This is a genomic window from uncultured Methanobrevibacter sp., assembly GCF_900316895.1.
Taxonomy (GTDB): domain Archaea; phylum Methanobacteriota; class Methanobacteria; order Methanobacteriales; family Methanobacteriaceae; genus Methanocatella.
Genome location: NZ_ONER01000028.1, coordinates 1 through 17,187, shown reverse-complemented (window position 1 = coordinate 17,187; position 17,187 = coordinate 1). Strand labels below are relative to the sequence as shown.

Sequence of the window (17,187 nt, the reverse complement as noted above, 5' to 3'; positions counted from 1 at the left end):
ATGAGCAGACGATGGAAAAAACTACAAAAAAGACTACAAAAATGGTACAACAAAAGAACAAACCAATTAAATGACTACATTGAAAAACTAACCTACAACATAGTCAAAAAATATGATACAATAGTCTTTGAAGAAAACTACTCTACTATCAAGATCTTAATTGGAGGAGAGGAAAACATGATATTTCCTCTATCGCGATTCATAAAAAGACTAAAAGACAAATTCCAACTCTACAAACCAGAAGCAGACGGCGTACAATTCGTAAAACCACACAACACAAGCAGAAAATGCCACCACTGCGGACACATAAACAAAGAGTTAAAAGTCAAAACACGCAACTGGAAATGTCAAAAATGCGGAAAAACACTTGATAGGGACACAAACGTATTCTAAACCGCTGGTTCAACGGAGATAGCCTGAAAAAATACTTAAATTAACCATTATTAAGTGAAAAAAATTCAGGAATCCCCATCCTCTATAGGATAGGGTGGTTCAAGTAAAAACTTATTACAAAAATTAAGTTATTAAATCGTATCACTAAATAAAGGGGAATAGTTTAACTATTCCGCACTTTTAAGTGATTCCACCATGTCTAACTTTTTAATCTTGCGTGAAAACATCAAGTTCACAAGTATGGATAATGAAAATGTTATTATGGCAGTTATAACTAAATTCATGAGGGATATTGATGGAAGAATATAAAATGAATCTCCTGATGACTCCCACATTATTTTTAATATATAATAACCGACCGGAATGCCCAATAGATATCCAATAGTTGTAAACCATAGGTTCTGTGTTAAAAGCAACTTTCTCAATGCCTTTGTTTTAAAGCCCAAAACCTTAAGGGTAGCTATTTCACGTTCGATTTCTGTAAATGACAGCAGTCCCAGATTGTACAGTACCACAACGGCCAGAAGTGATGCGAAAAATATTAGGATGTATATCAATAGCCACATCGCTTCAGTCAGCTCGTCCCAACTGGAGGTCATGTCCTTGATTGAGTTTGCGGTTTTTATTGCAGTGTAATTTTTAGTGACATGCTCTGTTGTTACAACGCTTGTTGGAGTGTAGTTCAAATCCAAATCCTCTAATTTGTCAGCGGACATTATAAACCCTTGTGAAGTTGGATCTGAATGAATCTTGTCAATTTTTGTTTTAATCCATTTGTCGGAACCCATGATGTGCCATTTGACTGTATCGCCAACATCGACTCCCAACATATTGGCCATTTTTTGTGAAATTGAAACCTCGTCATCCTCTATTTTAATCTTGTTCCAATCATAATCGGTCGGAGTGATTAGGTCTGTATGGTTCAAAACCAATAGTGAACCTGACTTCTTGATGCTATCCGATTCGATTTCAATGGCAGATTCCATTATCTTGTCACCATTAACCTCATCTGCAACATCATCAACTTCTGAAATGCTTGCACCATCATCAATAACCAGTTTTGAATCATAATGGTTAATTTGATTAAATTCCCATTCCTTCAAGTCATTCATTCCATCATACATTCCAAATGCGGACACTAACAGTGCTGTACATCCTATAACTCCAATGATTGTCATCAATGCTCTGAATTTGTTTCTTTTGGCATCACGATAATTCCAACGGGTATTGAATGAAAGGTGTTTGAAAAACCCTAATTTTTCAATCATTCCTGATGAGGATACCTTAGGAGCCTTTGGCCTTATTGTATCTGCAGGATTTTCATTAAAAATGCTTTTCACTGCATAATATGAAACTAGAACAGACATTATAATCATTGCCAATGCAACATAGACAAAATCCATGCTCCATGCAGGTTCCCATGAAGGCAATATGTAAGTGGAGCTCATTGATGGATAAAACAGCTTAGGCAAGGTCAAAGGGCCTATAATCAATCCCAGAATGGAACCGAATAAAACCAGCCAGAAACCGTATGAGATGTAATGCAACATTATTGACTTGTCTTTAAAACCGCATGCCTTTAGAATACCAATCTGGGTTCTCTGGTGTGCAATTATCCTGGTCATTGTTGTCAAAAGAATCAGCATTGCAATCAATATGAACACAACAGGGAAAATTCCCGCCATCATCTGGTGCTGGTCCATCTCTTCTGAAAATTGGGACACGCTTGTGTGCTCGGACCTTTCCACAAATGAGTTATAATAACCGCCCATATGATAATCCAGCAGGTCATTATAATTTTCAGCGGTTCCATCAAATTTAACGTTTAATACATTATATGGAACGGTATCTCCCGGAAATGCCTTATAGGACATATATGCAAAACCTAATTTTGAAAAATCTGGAATTACTGATGATTGTGATGCATGATAAACGTATTCAGGCGAATATCCTATTCCCTTGATTTCCTTTTTGATTTTGTAATCTGTAAATTCAAATGTGATGTTGTCGCCCACTTTCAGACCCTTTGCATCTGCAAAGCTTTTGTCTAGCCACACTCCATTCTTATCATTGATGTCCAGCGCTTCACCGTCAATCAAATAAAATTTGGATATTGTGTTGTTCTCGACAAAATGCAGCGTAATTTCGGGATCATTTGAAAAATCCGCAACTGAATCCACGACCAATTGTCTTTCCATTTGGTTGGTTGCACCTAGACAATATATCTGGTCTAAAAATAAGTCATTGATATAATTTGAATAAATCCAACCGTCAGCCAAGTTTGTATCATCATAAAACTTGTCAACATTCACTTCAAGACCTACAGATTCTCCGCCAACGCCAGCAAAGACAAAAACGCCTAAAAAAGCCATCAAAAAGATTGACAGGAATTGGGTTTTATGCTTTCTAATGTCTCTTATCATCTTTTTTTTAAGCATATGCTCACCATTCCAAATCTGTAATCTTTTTTGGATTCTCATTAACGACAATGCTTTCGATTTGCCCGTTTTTAATTCTGATTACCTTATCTGCTGCATGGGCCAATATTGCATTGTGTGTCACTATGACTACTGTAGTTCCTTTGTTGTTGCTCATGTCCTGAAGCAAGTTAAGAATTAAAACACCTGTTTTTGAGTCAAGTGCTCCTGTTGGTTCATCACACAAAAGCATTGTAGGCTGTTTGGCCACTGCTCTTGCAATTGACACCCTTTGCTGTTCTCCTCCAGATAATTGTGCTGGAAATTGGCTGGCATGATCTTTAAGTCCAACCGAGTCCAGAACATCCAATCCGTTTATGTTCACATCCACGATGTCTTTCATCAGCTCAACGTTTTCAAGTGCGGTCAGGTTCGGAATCAGGTTATAGAACTGAAAAATGAATCCTACATTTTTGGCCCTATAGTCTGTAAGCTGATTGTCTGAAAATTCTTCTATATGATTCTCTTTTACAATAATTTCACCGGAAGTAACCATATCAAGACCACCCAAGAGGTTTAAAAGTGTTGATTTGCCTGCACCGGATGGTCCCAAGATTACAACGAATTCCCCTTCATCAATTGTAAAATTGACATTATCCATAGCTTTTAAGATGTGGTCTCCAGATTTATAAGTCTTATCAACATTCTTGAATTCAATAATTGTGCTCATTGATAGTCCTTCCTAATAATTAATTTAAATGTTTTAATTTTAAAATGAGTATATAATCTTTAATTTAAAAAAAGAAAAGATTAAGAAATATCAGCCACTTCAATGGCTTCTACTTCTATACCTTTTGAATAGTCTTCATCGTTTAATACGGATTTGGTACTCATCACTCCAAACAGCATCGTAGATAGGTTATGTATCATTGATGAGGTTGATGGAGGAATCACACCTAAAACACCTAAAACAAGGAGGCTGCCGTTTACTGCAACAATATTGCGGTAATTGTTGTTGATCTTATCCAGCATTCCAACACTTAATTTTCTAAGTGTTACAAGGTCATATAAGTCATCTGACAGCAGTGATATGTCTGCAACCTCTCTGGCAATATCGGATGAATGTTTCATTGAAACGGATACATCTGCAGCCGCAAGGGCAGGTGAATCATTAATGCCGTCTCCAACCATTATCACGGTTTTTCCTTCCTGTTTCAGTTCTTCAACGATTCTTGATTTGTCCTCTGGAAGAACTTGTGATTTATAATCGGTAATGCCTAATGCTTTGGCGCTGGCTTTTGCACCGCTTTCACTGTCTCCGGTAAGCATTATGACATTTTCAATACCTAACTCCTTGAGTTCCTCAATGACATATTTCGCTTCGCTGCGTACAGGGTCGTCAATGCAAATAAGTCCTTCAAGCTTTCCATCAATAGCCAGATAGACCACAGAATGTTCTGCAGCTTCTTTAGCTATCTTTTTCTCTTGAGTCTTGGTCACTTTGACATTTTCATCGTCAAACAAGAAGTGTTTTGATCCGATAACTGCACGCTTTCCATCATATTCGGTTACAATACCATGTGCCACAATGTATTCCACTTCACTGTGGTCCTCTTCATGCTTTAGACCTTCCTCTTTAGCCTGCTTCACGATTGCTGTGGCAATGCTGTGAGCGAAGTGTTCCTCAATGCAGGCGGCCATTCTCAGGATGTCGTCACGTTCATATCTTTTGGACATTGGAATTACTTCAACAACTTTCGGTGTTGCATTTGTCAGGGTTCCTGTCTTGTCGAATATGATTGTGTCTGCATTTGCATAGTTTTCGAGGAACTTTCCACCTTTTATCATCATTCTGTTGTCTGATGCTTCACGCATTGCAGATATGATTGATAATGGTGTTGTAAGCTTGATTGCACATGAAAAATCAACCATCAATACTGACAACGCCTTTGTTGCATTTCTTGTAATCAGATAGGTTAAGGCAGTTGCAAGGAAGCTGTATGGCACGATTGAATCGGCGAGTTTTTCGGCTTTGCTTTGAGTATCTGCTTTCAGCTCTTCGGAGTTTTCAATCAAATCAATAATCTTGTTTAATCTGGTTTCTTTATTCATTGAATAAACTTCAACAATCAGATTTCCTTCTTCTATAACGGTTCCTGCATGGACAGTTTTTCCAGGTCTTTTATGGACAGCTAATGGTTCTCCAGTCATTGAAGCTTCATTAACCATTCCTTCTCCTTCAATTACTTTTCCATCAACAGGTATTACATCGCCCATATGGACTTTAATCTTGTCGCCTTTACCAATATCAACTGCGGCACATTGTTTTTCCTCACCGTCTTCTCCTACTACCCATACAGTATCTATGTTTAAGGCCAAACTGTCTTTAAGTGTGCTTTTGGCTTTCTGTAATGTGTAGTCTTCAAGTGCGTCGGAGATTGACAATAAGAACATCATTGAGCTTGCAGGTTTATATTGTTTTTGAAGCAGTGCGCCGGTTACTGCTGCACCATCTAGGAGTGCAACATCAACTCTGAAGCTGGTTAAACTATCTAAACCTTCCCAAATGTATTCTGCTGCATTATAGATTGTCAATGCGTTTCTAATTGGTATTGGTAAAAATATTCTATAAATGAATCTATTAAAGACCATTTTGGTTAATTTTAAATAGAAATCATCTGTGATTTCTCTTGAGCTTTGAGCTTGGGTTGGCTCTGCTTCGAAAAGATCATCTAATGTAATGTTGTCCAGGATATTGAAAATCTTTTGTTTGCTTTCAACATCACCATCGTAGTATATTAAAATGCTTCCGTTTCTATGGGAAGTGAATACTTCATGGACAAAACTTTGATTTAAAAGTAATGAAGCAAGGCCATAACCTTCCTTTTTGGTGAAAGCCCATTGGCCTGAACGAACTCTTAGACGGGAGCCGTTATCATACATTACTTGATATTTCATCTTTTTATACCTTGAAAAAATAAGTTTATTCTTTTGATTCTACGTAAATTTCTTTTTTGTCTTCTTTGTGTGCATCAACCACAATTTCTTCTGCGTTTTCTTTCATATCTTGAAAGCATTCTTCTGCATCTTTTTTAGCAGATATTACTGTAGCCATTCCTCTGGTTGCAGCATTTTTTACAGTTTTGGATTCTAATGCTTTTTTACCAATAATTGCAGTTGCGATTCCTGCTGCGAAAATCAATGCATGTTTGTGTTCGTAACATTTGTTAAAAATTTCCTCACGTCTCATTTTTATAACCTCTCTTTATAAATAATTTGTATCCTTTTTTCCGATTTTAAGTCTGTTTTTGAGTTTGTTTATAAATTCAAATTCCTCTTCAAGTTCAGGATGATTGCCAAATCCACAGTTGGGACAATGAACCTGATTGCAGTGTCCATGTTTTCCACAGCCAGAACAGCCACGGTTTTCCACTTTTGTTTCATCAAATTCAAAGCCACACATACGGCATTTCATAATAAACACTCATTAAAATAAAAGATTGAAGTTTTATTCCACTTCAATGTTTTCAGCTTCTTCCTTTCTAAGGCAAACGTCATATCCTTTTACACTCATTTCGATTGGATCTCCTAAAGTAGCAACTTTTTTAACAGTAATTTCTGCTCCTTTAACAAAACCCATTCCTAATAAGTGTCTTCTTAAACCTATATCTCCAGTGTCATGGTATTTTACTAATTTTACTGTTTCACCAGGTTTTACTTCTTTTAAAGTTCTTGTCATTTTTAATCACCTTCTAAAAAAAATTTAATAATGACAATTAGAAATTCTAATCGTCATCTGAATTTTACGTCTTTAATTCACTATCCGAATCCTGCAAGTAAACCTACATTGTAAATAAGGAATGAAACGATATATGCGGTTACTAATGTTATACCACACATTGTTAATGCCCATTTGTAACTGTTGGTTTCCTGTTTGATGGCTGCAATTGCTGCAAAACACGGAGTGTAGAGCAATGTAAATGCCATGAATGAAAATGCTGATAATGGTGTGAATGTGTCATGTACCAAATTGGTAATTCCTTCCTCATCATCTTCTTCCAATCCGGCTAATGTACCGAATGTTGCTACTACTACTTCTTTAGCGGCTAATCCTGCAATGATTGCTACAGCTGCTTGCCATGTTCCAAATCCTAATGGAGCAAAGATTGGAGCAATGACTGAACCGATCATACCTAATACGCTTTCAGCAGATCCGTATTCTACTCCTAATGGGAATATGCTTAAAATCCATAAGACAATTGAACATGCAAGAATAATAGTACCTGCTTTTCTTAAGAATCCTTTTACTTTCTCCCATGTGTGTAATAATACACCTTTTACTGATGGAATTTTATATGTTGGCAATTCCATTACGAATGGTGTGGATAATCCTTTAAACATGGTTCTTTTAAGGATAGCTGCAACAATAAGTGCTACAACAATACCTAATACATAAATAGCTAGCAACATTGTTCCTTCGTTGTTGGCAAAGAATGCTGCAATAAAAATAGCATAAATCGGCAGTCTTGCTGTACAGGACATGAACGGAACGAGCATCATTGCAAGCATACGGTCCCCTTCGTTTTCCATGGTTCTTGTTGCCATGATTGCAGGTACACCGCAACCGAATCCTAAAATCATAGGAATGAATGCTTTACCGTGAAGTCCAACAATTTTGTGCATCAGTTTGTCTAAGGTAAATGCTGCCCTTGCAAGATATCCGCAGTCTTCCAATATGCTTAAGAATAAAAACATCAGAATAATAATAGGCAAGAAAGTGAGAACTCCACCTACTCCTCCGATGATACCGTCACAGATGAAGGATGCTAAATATTCGTTTGCAATATATCCTGCAACAAATTCTCCTATTGAACCAAATGCTTCATCAATCATGTCCTGGAAAGGGGCTCCGATTGTGAATGTCAATTGGAACATTACCCACATTATGATTAAGAATATGAATGGGGCTAATAATCTGTTGGTGACAATCTTATCAATTTTATCTGTTGTGGTTTCCTTTTCAACGGATGGTTTTTTAACTGCTTCGGCCATTAAACCGTCGATAAATGCATATCTTGCATTTGCAATGACTTCTTCCGGACCTTCTTTATAAACATCATGTAAATGTTTGCTTACCTTATCAACTTCAACTAAAATTTGGGATCCATAACTTGATTGTTGGACTTTTTCTATTACGATTGTGTCCCTTTCCAATAATTTGATTGCGGTCCAGACTGAAGGGACATCCATTAAATTCTTGTCTTTCTCAATGATTTCTTGAATTTGAGATAAATGTCCTTTTATATCATTTCCGTATGATAATTTTTGACTGGTGTCGATTGAATTTTTAGATTGCTTTTCAACAGTTGACAATAACTTTTCGAATCCGTCACCGGTTTTAGCGTTGATTTCAATTACCGGAAATCCTAAAAGTTCACTCATCAAATCAATGTTGATGATGTGGTCTTTTTTCTTTGCAAAATCATTCATGTTAAGTCCCATTACTAAATTGGCACCTAATTCCATCATTTGCACTGTTAAGTATAAATTACGTTCCAGATTAGCGGCATCCACTATGTTGACAATCACATCAGAGTCATCATCTACAATGAAATCCCTTGACACGATTTCTTCCATAGAATGAGCACTCAATGCATAATTACCTGGCAAGTCGATGACATCATAGTCGTAGCTTCCATGTTTGAAGTGGCCTTCAGCTCTTTCAACTGTTTTTCCAGGCCAGTTACCGACATGTTGTCGCATACCAGTTAATTGATTGAAGACAGTGGTTTTCCCTACATTTGGGTTACCGGCTAATCCTACAATTAGTTCTGTCATTAACCATTCTCCCGTTTTGTTATTAACATTTTAAGGAATAATGCTTGAAACAGCATTACTCCTCACTAAAAAAATTTCTTAGTTTAAGTTTCATAACCCAAAAAAATTTTTAGGTTAACCTAAACATATATATCAATTGATTTTTATAGTATTTAAAGTTTAGGTATGACTAAAAATATTTATATTAAAAGTAAATAGATATTATATAAAAGCAAAATAATTTTAATTTTTTAGGGAAGATATGATGAGCAAGTCTATTGAAGCAGCAAAACAATATATTTCTGAGAATAATTATGAGGAAGCTCTTAAATTGGCCAGGAAAAGGCACGGAAAAGATGAAGTTGAGGATTATCTTGCAATTTTAGATTTATTGATTGATGCTGATTATTTGCCTGCAATTGAAGAGAAGGGAATCTATTACCAGTATTATGACGAATCCCATGACAACGGTGATTACGGTGAAAGATATTTTGATCAGTACTTGCAGAAACGGCCCAGGTCCATAAATGTGTTATGTGATAAGGCTTTATCCAGATTTAATAAGGGAAACGTTGAGGAATCATTGGAGTATATGGATAAGGCTCTTGAGAAATATGATTCATTTTCAGCTATTGAAAAGCCCCGCATCAGTAAAAAGGAAATTCTGATGAATAAAATCAGATTGCTGATTAAGGCCAAAAGATATGATGATGCATTGGCTCACCTGAATCAATATGAAAAGAAATACGGTAGTGATAATGACTCTGACCTGTATAAGGGGCAAATGCTTCAAAAAGCAGGCAAAAACGATGAGGCGTTAACCTATCTCAACAAGTCCCTTCAAAACGAGGATACCATAATAGGTTTCAATGCAAAAGGCGACGCGTTATATGAGCTCGGCCAGTATAAGGAAGCCCTGAAAAACTACAAGTACTGCATCGGCTATGAAAGCAAGGTCGAGGATGATTTGGAACTCGTAACCAATTTCAATTATAAGGCTGCATTTTGCTGCGTAAAGATTGGAAATGAATCGGAAGCAGTTAAACATTTGAACAAAACAATCAACATGTTGAATGAACACGGAAGGCTTCCAAAGGATCTTGAAGCAATCTATCAGAAATGTTCCTTTGAAAAGGAAAGGATAATTAAGAAAGGCGAAGTCAAGGATGAGGAGTTTAGAAAAACCAGATTCTTTTCAGCAAGAAGTTCACTCATCATATTGGCGGTAATATTGGTTCTTTATGTGATTCTCAGATATTTGGGATATCACTGATATCCATCATTTTAATCTATTTTTTTTCAAACATTTTTTTAATTATGCACCTATTTTTTTAAGTTTGTCACATATATTTTCTATAGCTCAACAAATTGAAACAAATATTGATTTGCATTAGATGAGAATGATGAAGTTTTGGGAATCAGTGATGGAGCAAGCAAAAAAGACTAAAAAATACGCCATAACTTTAAAATCAGGTAAACAAGCTATCAAAAAAGTGAAAGTTTCCTTGAAGAAAGTCAACGGCAAATACCTCAAAGGTAAAGTCCTCAAGATCAAATTCAACAAGAAAACTTACAAAGTAAAAACCAACAAGAAGGGCATAGCAACCTGGAAAGTCAAAAAATCCATGCTCAAAAAACTCAAAGTTGGCAAAAAATACAAATACAAAGTAACCTATGGAAAAGACATTGTAACCAAAAAATTAACCATTAAAAAATAGAGATTAATAATCTCTATTTACCTTTTTCTTTTTTTGCTAATTCCATTGATTCATTTTTTCTAAAATGTAAATTTTAGATAAATCTTGTTTTTACCTTGTTAAATTGCTTTGGAATGCAACAAAGCGTTTATATGATTTAAAATCTAATTTTATTTTATGAAATTTAAAATAGTAAATGATTTAGCATCAGTTATTGACAATATTGTTCCTGAAAAGTATTTATCTAAATTGCAGGAATTTTTATTGGGCGGGGCCATTTTTACAGATGCAAGTAAAGTTTTAGCCATGCTCATAATTTTCATTTCAGTAAGTGAAATCGCATTAATGTTAACAGTAACAATGTTCGGCTTCCCAATTTCTGTATTGATTCTGCCGTTTTTTGTAATTCCGGGGCTTTTCACATATGTCGTTGTCCAGCAGGAAAGGCGGGCACAGGAAATCGAAAAGACAGCGCCTGATTTTTTAAGGCAGCTTTCAAGCATGCTTCAGGTCGGTTTAAGTTTTGAAAACGCAATGGAGGACATGTCACAGTATAGCGAAGGCCCCCTATATGACGAGATGAGGAGAACGATTATTGAGATTCGTATGGGTCGCAATTTTGACGATGCCTGGAGGGCAATGAGTAAAAGATTAAAGTCAAAGGAACTGGAAAGGGTTTTTGGAATAATTCTTGACGGAAGGAAATCCGGATCAAGCATTTCAAAAGTTCTTTCTGATGTTTCAGATGATTTAAGGGACCTGATGGCTCTTAAAAGGGAGAGAAAATCTGCAGTGATGATGTCTGTGATGTTTCTTTTAATCTCAGCCGTCATTGCAACGCCCTTTGCAATTGGAATGGTGAGCGTATACTCCAGCTTCATGCAGGGATACGGGATGGAGTCGGAAATCATTTTAACCGCACCGATTGCCGGAGAGTTATACCTGATTATACATTCCGTTCTGGTGGCATTCATCATCAGCATAATCATGTACGGTGATGTTAAAAAGGGAATCAAGTTCACATTGCCTCTTGCATGTTCATCGTTTGGAATATTCTATTTCATCTCCACATTCGGCGGAAGTCTTCTAATGGGGGGATTGTGATGGATAATCGGGGTCAGGCTTCAGCGGAGTTTATCCTGCTTTTCGGAGGAATAATCGTGGTGGTTCTGCTTGCAGTCCACATGTATAACGCATACATGACGGATTTGTCGGGTGAAATATCGTCAAAGGAAGTCCGGGAATTCAACGTCGAGCTAAACGCATTGGAAAAATATTTTAAATAAGGTTATTTCTTGATTTTTGGAATTATCCAAACTCCAAGAATTGAAATCAAACAGGATAACATTATCACTGGAGGATATGCAAAATAACCTATTGCAATTCCAATCAAAACCAAAATGATTGTAGAGTAGAATGGATATGGGTCACTTAAAGCAACTTGAAGCGCAACATTTCCAGGGTCTGCATCCTTCAGGAATTTGCAGATTATCAGGGAAAATATTGCAGTTATGATAAAACTCAAGCCGTATAGGAATTGCGGGAAAAATACATAGAAGTTTTCAGCGGCAAATGTTGTCAGATACGGCAGCAGTGAAAACACAAACAAGGTCAGGCCCATTGTCCAGATGATTTTAGGGTCAACTTTATTGACGATGCTGAATATGTTGTTGTTGAAGTTCCAGAAATTAAAGCAGATCATGAAACTGATTGCATATATTATGAATTCATATTTGATGTCTAGGAGAGCCTGCCAGGTGCCGTTGCTTGCAAGAGGTATTTCCAAAACAATAATTGTGATGATAATAGCTAAGATAGCATCAATCAATGCTTCAAATCGTTCAGTTTCCATCATGACCCCTCCTGATTAATCTTCCAATCAGAACCCATAGGACAATTGATGTCAAACATGCATAATATATTCCTTGCGGATATCCGCTGTATGTCAATATAAATCCTATGATTATTAGGATTAACGGCAGATTCATGTAATACGAATCGTGATTGATTTCCCGCAGGTTTGTATTATATGGATTGCTCCTGTAGACTGCTTTTGTGGCCAGAGTGTTTAAGATATGGGTTACAATAAAGATGACTCCAAACATTGTCTCTGTCGCTATTGAACTGGGGTTATTCGCAAGCCATATTGTAAAATATGGAATAAGGGATATCACAAATGTCATCATTCCATAAATCCAAAGTGTAGTGTTGTCTATGGTTTCGACAAGCCTGAAAAGGTTATGGTTGGCATACCATAAATTGTATAGAATCAGAAAGCTTATCAGATATGCAATATACATAGTATGCAAGTCTAAAACAGCGTTTAAGGTGGGGCTTGCAGGTTGTGGAATTTTTAAAACAAGCACGGTTATTACGATTGCAATGATTGCATCGAAAAATGTTTCAAAACGATTCGTTTCCATAGTCAATATTTATAATTTCATAATATAAAATATTAATTAAAGGTGATAAGATGGACATGTTGATTGGTGGAAAGCATATCTCAAGTGATGATTTGATTGATGTAAAAAACCCTTATGATGGTGAAGTAATCGATACAGTTCCGATTGCTCACAGGCAAACTGCACAATTGGCAATTGATGCTGCAAATGATGCTAAGGATTCTTTAGTTGAAATGTCAGCATTCAAAATTTCAAATAAACTTTTTAATGCAGTCCAAAAACTTGAAGAGAGGCGTGAGGAATTCGCACATCTCTTATGTTTGGAAGTTGGAAAGCCTATCGGCGAGGCTCTGGTTGAGGTTGACAGGTCAATTGAGACATTGAGACTGTCCGCTGAAGAGGCAAAAAGAATCTATGGGGAAAGCGTGCCTCTGGATGCAGGCCTTAACGGCAAGGGATTTTTTGCGTTCACCCAAAGATTGCCTTTAGGGGTTGTTGCGGCAATAACACCATTCAACTATCCGCTTAATCTGACAATCCATAAGATTGCACCTGCCATAGCATGCAAAAACACAGTAATTGTCAAACCGCCAACAGAAGCTCCTTTGGCTGTCATGAAATTCTGTGAACTGCTCGATGAGGAGTTTCCTGATGGTGTCGTTAATGTTGTTACAGGCTACGGCTCTGAAATAGGAGATTATCTGGTGTGTTCTCCTGAAGTCGACAAGATATCATTTACCGGAAGCGTGACAACCGGAATGATGATTTCACAGAAGGCAGGAATGAAAAAGGTGACTCTCGAACTTGGAGGAAACGATCCTGTAATCATTCTAAAGGATGCCGATTTGGATAAGGCCGTTAAAGGAATTATTAATGGAGCGTTCCTTAATGCGGGACAGGTCTGCATGGGGGTTAAACGTGTAATCGTTGAGGATAGCGTTGCCGATGAATTCTGCGAGAAGCTTGTTGGAGCAACTGAAAAATTGCAGATGGGAAATCCTCTTGAAAGCACAACAACTTTGGGAACTCTGATTTCTGAAAAAGCCGCAATACAGGTTGAAGAGACAGTCAACAATGCAGTTGCCGAGGGCGCCGAAATATTGACCGGCGGCAAACGTGACGGAGCATTTTATTGCGCAACAGTGATTGATAATGTCACATTGGATATGGATCTTGTTGTCCGGGAAACATTCGGACCTGTAGCTCCAATAATTCGTGTTAAAAATCTTGATGAAGCGATTGAAGCTGCAAATGCAACTGAATATGGCCTGCAGGCAGGAGTATTTACCCAAAATTACTCATCTGCAATGAGATGTGCCAATGAAATAGAGGCCGGAACGGTATTTGTCAACAAGCAGTCAACATTCAGAACTGACAACATGCCATTCGGCGGATTTAAAAACAGTGGTGTTGGAAAGGAAGGAATAAAATACGCTGTTGATGAAATGACAAAAACAAAATTAATAGGATTAAATTTAAGGTAAAATAGCTATATTTAGCTATTTTAAATAATTTTCAACAAGGTTACGGGTCTCATTGAGTGATTCCATAGGTATGCCTTTCGGCATTGCGCCAAGATCCCCCTCAACATCCTTCAGGATATTTCCGTTCATCCCTAAAAACATTCCTTCGCTGACGATATCGCTGAATGATTGTGGAGGCAATAATGACACTCCCACTTTATTATCATCTTTAACGTTCATATCATTGGTTACAACTGTAATCGCACGTTTTCCAAGGTTTACATTACAGAGCATTAAGTTTTCATTTTTAGGATGTTGTGTTACGCTCATTACCTCTCCGACTTTAATGTCAACGCCCATTATCGGGTCGTTTATCGGACCTAATGCCAAACGATCTTTTAAACCGATGATTGAATCAAGGAAAAACCTGACCTTTGCAATGTTTTCCTGGGTTTTTTGCCTATCCTCTTTTGGAGCATTGCTTAGGAATTTTTTATTCCAGTCATCTCCGCCCAAACATTCAATAATGCTTAAAGCCTTTTCAGTTAAGGCAGCAACATCTGGAGAATTCACAAGTTCATCTCCTTCAAGGTAAGAATAAGTTAATGATTGAAAATCACTGTTCATCTGTTTTCCTAGTTCAATTGCTTGTTTTTTATTCCAACTTCCGCGAAATGAAGCTGTTGGAATAAGATTCAGATAATTTTCTCTTGCTTTGCTTGCCACTAAAATTCTATAATCTTTTGTTGTATCCCACATTTAAAGTCCTCTTTTAAGTCTAATTTATATTTTAATTTTAAAATTTAATAAATTTTTTGCAAAAACGAATTTTCAAACTTTAAAAAACAAAAAGTATTTATATTAACAATTAAATAAAAATATACATATTTATTTATATTAATAATATTATACTTGGGTGTAAAACATGGTAGAAGTTTCAAAATTACGTAGTTTAGATATTTATACCAACACAGGACACTATGTTGGTCGTGTAGAAGATGTTGTTCTTAATATTAGGTTAGGAACTATTTCAAAATTACAAGTCAGAGCAATTGAACAACAACCAAAACCTGCTGGATTCGTGAATTCCTTTTTAGGAACCATTCGTGGCGAAGTGCCTGAAGACAACAACATGAGATCTTTCCAGAATGATTTATTGACAGTTGACTTTGATAAAGTTCAAGCTATTGGGGACATTATGCTAATTAATCCTAGAGACATTAAAAAAGTGGCTCCTGAACCACAAATCCCTGAAGCTACTGTTCCAAAACCTGAAAACCCTCAACCACAAGGCGAAACTCAAAGCCAATTTGAAACTGAAAGATTATAAGCAATCTTTCTATAATTCTTTTTTTAACTTTTTTTCAAGCGTGATACTATGAAAGTAGGTATTATAGGCTGTGGAGCTATTGCTAATATTATAACAACCAGCATAATTTCTGAAGAAAATGATATTGAGATTGCATACTTTTTCGATAAGGACATTGAAAGGGCAGAAAATATTGCAAGCCTTGCAGGTGGGGTGGCAGTACTTAGTTTTGAAGACATGTTGGATGATGTTGATTTAATATTGGAATGCGCTTCACCGGATTCAGTAAAGTATTTTGCACCGACTGTCTTGGAAAACGGCATTGACATGATAATCATGAGCATTGGTGCATTTATGGATAAGGATTTCTATTCTAAGGTGTTAAAAATAGCCAAGGACAATAACGCCAAAATCCACTTGCCGTCAGGAGCTGTTGTCGGTTTGGATGGAATCAAGGCAGTTGCCAAATTCGGCCTTAAGGAAGTCAGTCTCGTTACAAGAAAATCACCAAAATCTCTTGGAAAGGACATTGACACTGAAGAGGTCTTATTTGAAGGCAAAGCTTCCGATGCCGTTAAGGAATTTCCATTGAACATCAATGTTGCAGCGACCATCAGTATGGCATGCAACATGGATATTGACGTCAAGATAATTGTTGACCCTAATGTGGATAGGAATGTCCACGAAATCACAGCAAGGGGAGATTTCGGCGAGTTTAAGACAAGAACCATGAATTATCCTTGTGCTGCCAATCCAAAAACAAGCATGTTGGCGGCGCTTTCAGCTATCAGGCTACTTAAAAGTTTCAACGAAACCATTAGCGTGGGTATGTAATGAAGGACTATGAAGTTTATTCATCTCTAAAAGTTCCGAAAAACTCAAAAGTCATTGTCCGTCTAGATGGCAGGGCATTTCATAAATTGGCTAAGGATCTGGACTTAATCAAGCCATATGACGAAAACTTTTATCAGGTCATGGCGAAAGTCTGTGAAGATTTGTTCAAGGAATTTTCTCCAAGTTTTGTTTATACTTTTTCAGATGAAATAAGCTTGCTTTTAGATAATCTTCCTTTTGAGGGTAGAGTCGAAAAAATAGATTCTGTAATGGCTGGTTTTGCATCCAGTTCTTTTGTAATGAATTATGGTGCTGTTTTCAAAAAGCCTCCGGCCTTCGATTCAAGAATAATTCCGATTAATGATGATGACATACTGGATTATTTCAGATGGAGGCAGGATGAGTCCTGGACGAATTGCGTCAACTCACATGGGATTTCATACCTCAAAACAAAGTATTCAAATAATGAAGCCAACGATAAAATAAATGGTATGAAGTTAAATGAAATACATGAATTATTGTTCCAAAATGGCATTAACTTGAATGACATTGAAACTTACAAAAAACGTGGAATAGGAATATATAGGAAGAATAAAAAAGTAGTCGGTTTTAACAAAAAAGAGAATAAAAATCAAACATCATACAGAAGTTATGTCTTCACTGATTGGGAGCTTCCCATATTCAATGAGGATTTCTTTAAAAGCATAGGGGTGATTGAATGAGTTTCATTTCAAAGATACTTGGAAACAAAGATGAGGAATTTCGAGAAGTCAGAGTTGACCGTGAAGTTCTTGAATCAGTAATTTATTACTCAAAAAAATCATATCCGAATGAATTCCTGGCTTTTTTAGATGG

19 protein-coding genes and 1 pseudogene are annotated in these 17,187 nt (G+C 36.7%); 10 read left to right on the top strand and 10 right to left on the bottom strand.

The features are described 5' to 3' along the window. Nucleotides 1–393: zinc ribbon domain-containing protein (locus QZN27_RS04785; protein ID WP_296784391.1), on the top strand; the 393-nt coding region annotated here is incomplete at its 5' end. A 167-nt stretch (nucleotides 394–560) separates the two neighbouring features. Here QZN27_RS04785 and QZN27_RS04780 read toward each other — a convergent pair. From QZN27_RS04780 to feoB, 7 genes are all read right to left on the bottom strand, one after another. Next, complete coding sequence (locus QZN27_RS04780) at nucleotides 561–2,831, bottom strand: ABC transporter permease (protein WP_296784389.1); 2,271 nt, start codon at nucleotides 2,829–2,831, stop codon at nucleotides 561–563. A gap of 4 nt (nucleotides 2,832–2,835) precedes the next feature. Then, nucleotides 2,836–3,540, bottom strand: coding sequence for an ABC transporter ATP-binding protein (locus tag QZN27_RS04775; protein WP_296784385.1), 705 nt, complete (start codon nucleotides 3,538–3,540; stop codon nucleotides 2,836–2,838). 80 nt (nucleotides 3,541–3,620) lie between these two features. Next, nucleotides 3,621–5,768 (bottom strand): heavy metal translocating P-type ATPase, encoded by a 2,148-nt coding sequence (locus tag QZN27_RS04770; protein WP_296784382.1) that lies wholly within the window; start codon nucleotides 5,766–5,768, stop codon nucleotides 3,621–3,623. Between the two features lie 25 nt (nucleotides 5,769–5,793). Then, nucleotides 5,794–6,060, bottom strand: a complete 267-nt coding sequence (locus tag QZN27_RS04765; RefSeq protein ID WP_296784379.1) for a DUF6110 family protein — start codon at nucleotides 6,058–6,060, stop codon at nucleotides 5,794–5,796. A gap of 15 nt (nucleotides 6,061–6,075) precedes the next feature. Beyond that, complete coding sequence (locus QZN27_RS04760) at nucleotides 6,076–6,285, bottom strand: hypothetical protein (protein ID WP_296784377.1); 210 nt, start codon at nucleotides 6,283–6,285, stop codon at nucleotides 6,076–6,078. A gap of 33 nt (nucleotides 6,286–6,318) precedes the next feature. Then, nucleotides 6,319–6,549: a FeoA family protein gene (locus QZN27_RS04755; protein WP_296784374.1), complete on the bottom strand. Its 231-nt coding sequence runs from the start codon at nucleotides 6,547–6,549 to the stop codon at nucleotides 6,319–6,321. An 80-nt stretch (nucleotides 6,550–6,629) separates the two neighbouring features. Next, entirely contained in the window at nucleotides 6,630–8,648 is a 2,019-nt protein-coding gene (feoB, locus tag QZN27_RS04750; RefSeq protein ID WP_296784371.1) for a ferrous iron transport protein B, read from the bottom strand. A gap of 244 nt (nucleotides 8,649–8,892) precedes the next feature. On the opposite strand from feoB, the gene QZN27_RS04745 reads away from it, so the two are divergent. The 4 genes from QZN27_RS04745 (at nucleotide 8,893) to QZN27_RS04730 (ending at nucleotide 11,610) form a co-directional block, all read left to right on the top strand. Next, nucleotides 8,893–9,900 (top strand): M48 family metallopeptidase, encoded by a 1,008-nt coding sequence (locus QZN27_RS04745; RefSeq protein ID WP_296784368.1) that lies wholly within the window; start codon nucleotides 8,893–8,895, stop codon nucleotides 9,898–9,900. Between the two features lie 151 nt (nucleotides 9,901–10,051). Then, nucleotides 10,052–10,345: a hypothetical protein gene (locus tag QZN27_RS04740; protein ID WP_296784365.1), complete on the top strand. Its 294-nt coding sequence runs from the start codon at nucleotides 10,052–10,054 to the stop codon at nucleotides 10,343–10,345. Between the two features lie 156 nt (nucleotides 10,346–10,501). After that, a complete protein-coding gene (locus QZN27_RS04735) occupies nucleotides 10,502–11,428 on the top strand; it encodes a type II secretion system F family protein (RefSeq protein WP_296784363.1) in 927 nt (308 codons plus the stop codon). Beyond that, nucleotides 11,428–11,610, top strand: coding sequence for a class III signal peptide-containing protein (locus tag QZN27_RS04730; protein ID WP_296784361.1), 183 nt, complete (start codon nucleotides 11,428–11,430; stop codon nucleotides 11,608–11,610). The genes QZN27_RS04735 and QZN27_RS04730 overlap by 1 nt, the downstream gene beginning before the upstream one ends. Nucleotides 11,611–11,612: 2 nt before the next feature. Here QZN27_RS04730 and QZN27_RS04725 read toward each other — a convergent pair whose 3' ends face one another. Beyond that, nucleotides 11,613–12,176 (bottom strand): TMEM175 family protein, encoded by a 564-nt coding sequence (locus tag QZN27_RS04725; protein ID WP_296784358.1) that lies wholly within the window; start codon nucleotides 12,174–12,176, stop codon nucleotides 11,613–11,615. Beyond that, nucleotides 12,166–12,747: a TMEM175 family protein gene (locus QZN27_RS04720; protein ID WP_296784355.1), complete on the bottom strand. Its 582-nt coding sequence runs from the start codon at nucleotides 12,745–12,747 to the stop codon at nucleotides 12,166–12,168. Before QZN27_RS04720 ends, QZN27_RS04725 begins: the two co-directional genes overlap by 11 nt. Nucleotides 12,748–12,797: 50 nt before the next feature. On the opposite strand from QZN27_RS04720, the gene QZN27_RS04715 reads away from it, so the two are divergent. Next, nucleotides 12,798–14,210 (top strand): lactaldehyde dehydrogenase, encoded by a 1,413-nt coding sequence (locus QZN27_RS04715; protein ID WP_296784352.1) that lies wholly within the window; start codon nucleotides 12,798–12,800, stop codon nucleotides 14,208–14,210. A 15-nt stretch (nucleotides 14,211–14,225) separates the two neighbouring features. Here the strand turns inward: QZN27_RS04715 and QZN27_RS04710 are convergent, their stop codons facing one another. Further along, nucleotides 14,226–14,948: a tRNA-binding protein gene (locus QZN27_RS04710; RefSeq protein ID WP_296784349.1), complete on the bottom strand. Its 723-nt coding sequence runs from the start codon at nucleotides 14,946–14,948 to the stop codon at nucleotides 14,226–14,228. Nucleotides 14,949–15,114: 166 nt separating this feature from the next. On the opposite strand from QZN27_RS04710, the gene QZN27_RS04705 reads away from it, so the two are divergent. The 4 genes and pseudogenes from QZN27_RS04705 to QZN27_RS09985 form a co-directional block, all read left to right on the top strand. Then, nucleotides 15,115–15,519 carry a PRC-barrel domain-containing protein gene (locus tag QZN27_RS04705; protein WP_296784347.1) on the top strand — a complete coding sequence of 135 codons (405 nt, stop codon included), beginning with the start codon at nucleotides 15,115–15,117 and terminating at the stop codon, nucleotides 15,517–15,519. A 48-nt stretch (nucleotides 15,520–15,567) separates the two neighbouring features. Continuing rightward, nucleotides 15,568–16,332 carry an aspartate dehydrogenase gene (locus QZN27_RS04700; protein ID WP_296784344.1) on the top strand — a complete coding sequence of 255 codons (765 nt, stop codon included), beginning with the start codon at nucleotides 15,568–15,570 and terminating at the stop codon, nucleotides 16,330–16,332. After that, complete coding sequence (locus tag QZN27_RS04695) at nucleotides 16,332–17,054, top strand: tRNA(His) guanylyltransferase Thg1 family protein (RefSeq protein WP_296784342.1); 723 nt, start codon at nucleotides 16,332–16,334, stop codon at nucleotides 17,052–17,054. The genes QZN27_RS04700 and QZN27_RS04695 overlap by 1 nt, the downstream gene beginning before the upstream one ends. Further along, nucleotides 17,051–17,187 (top strand): annotated as a pseudogene (locus tag QZN27_RS09985) (peptidase); the annotation flags it as partial. The gene QZN27_RS04695 and the pseudogene QZN27_RS09985, both read left to right, overlap by 4 nt.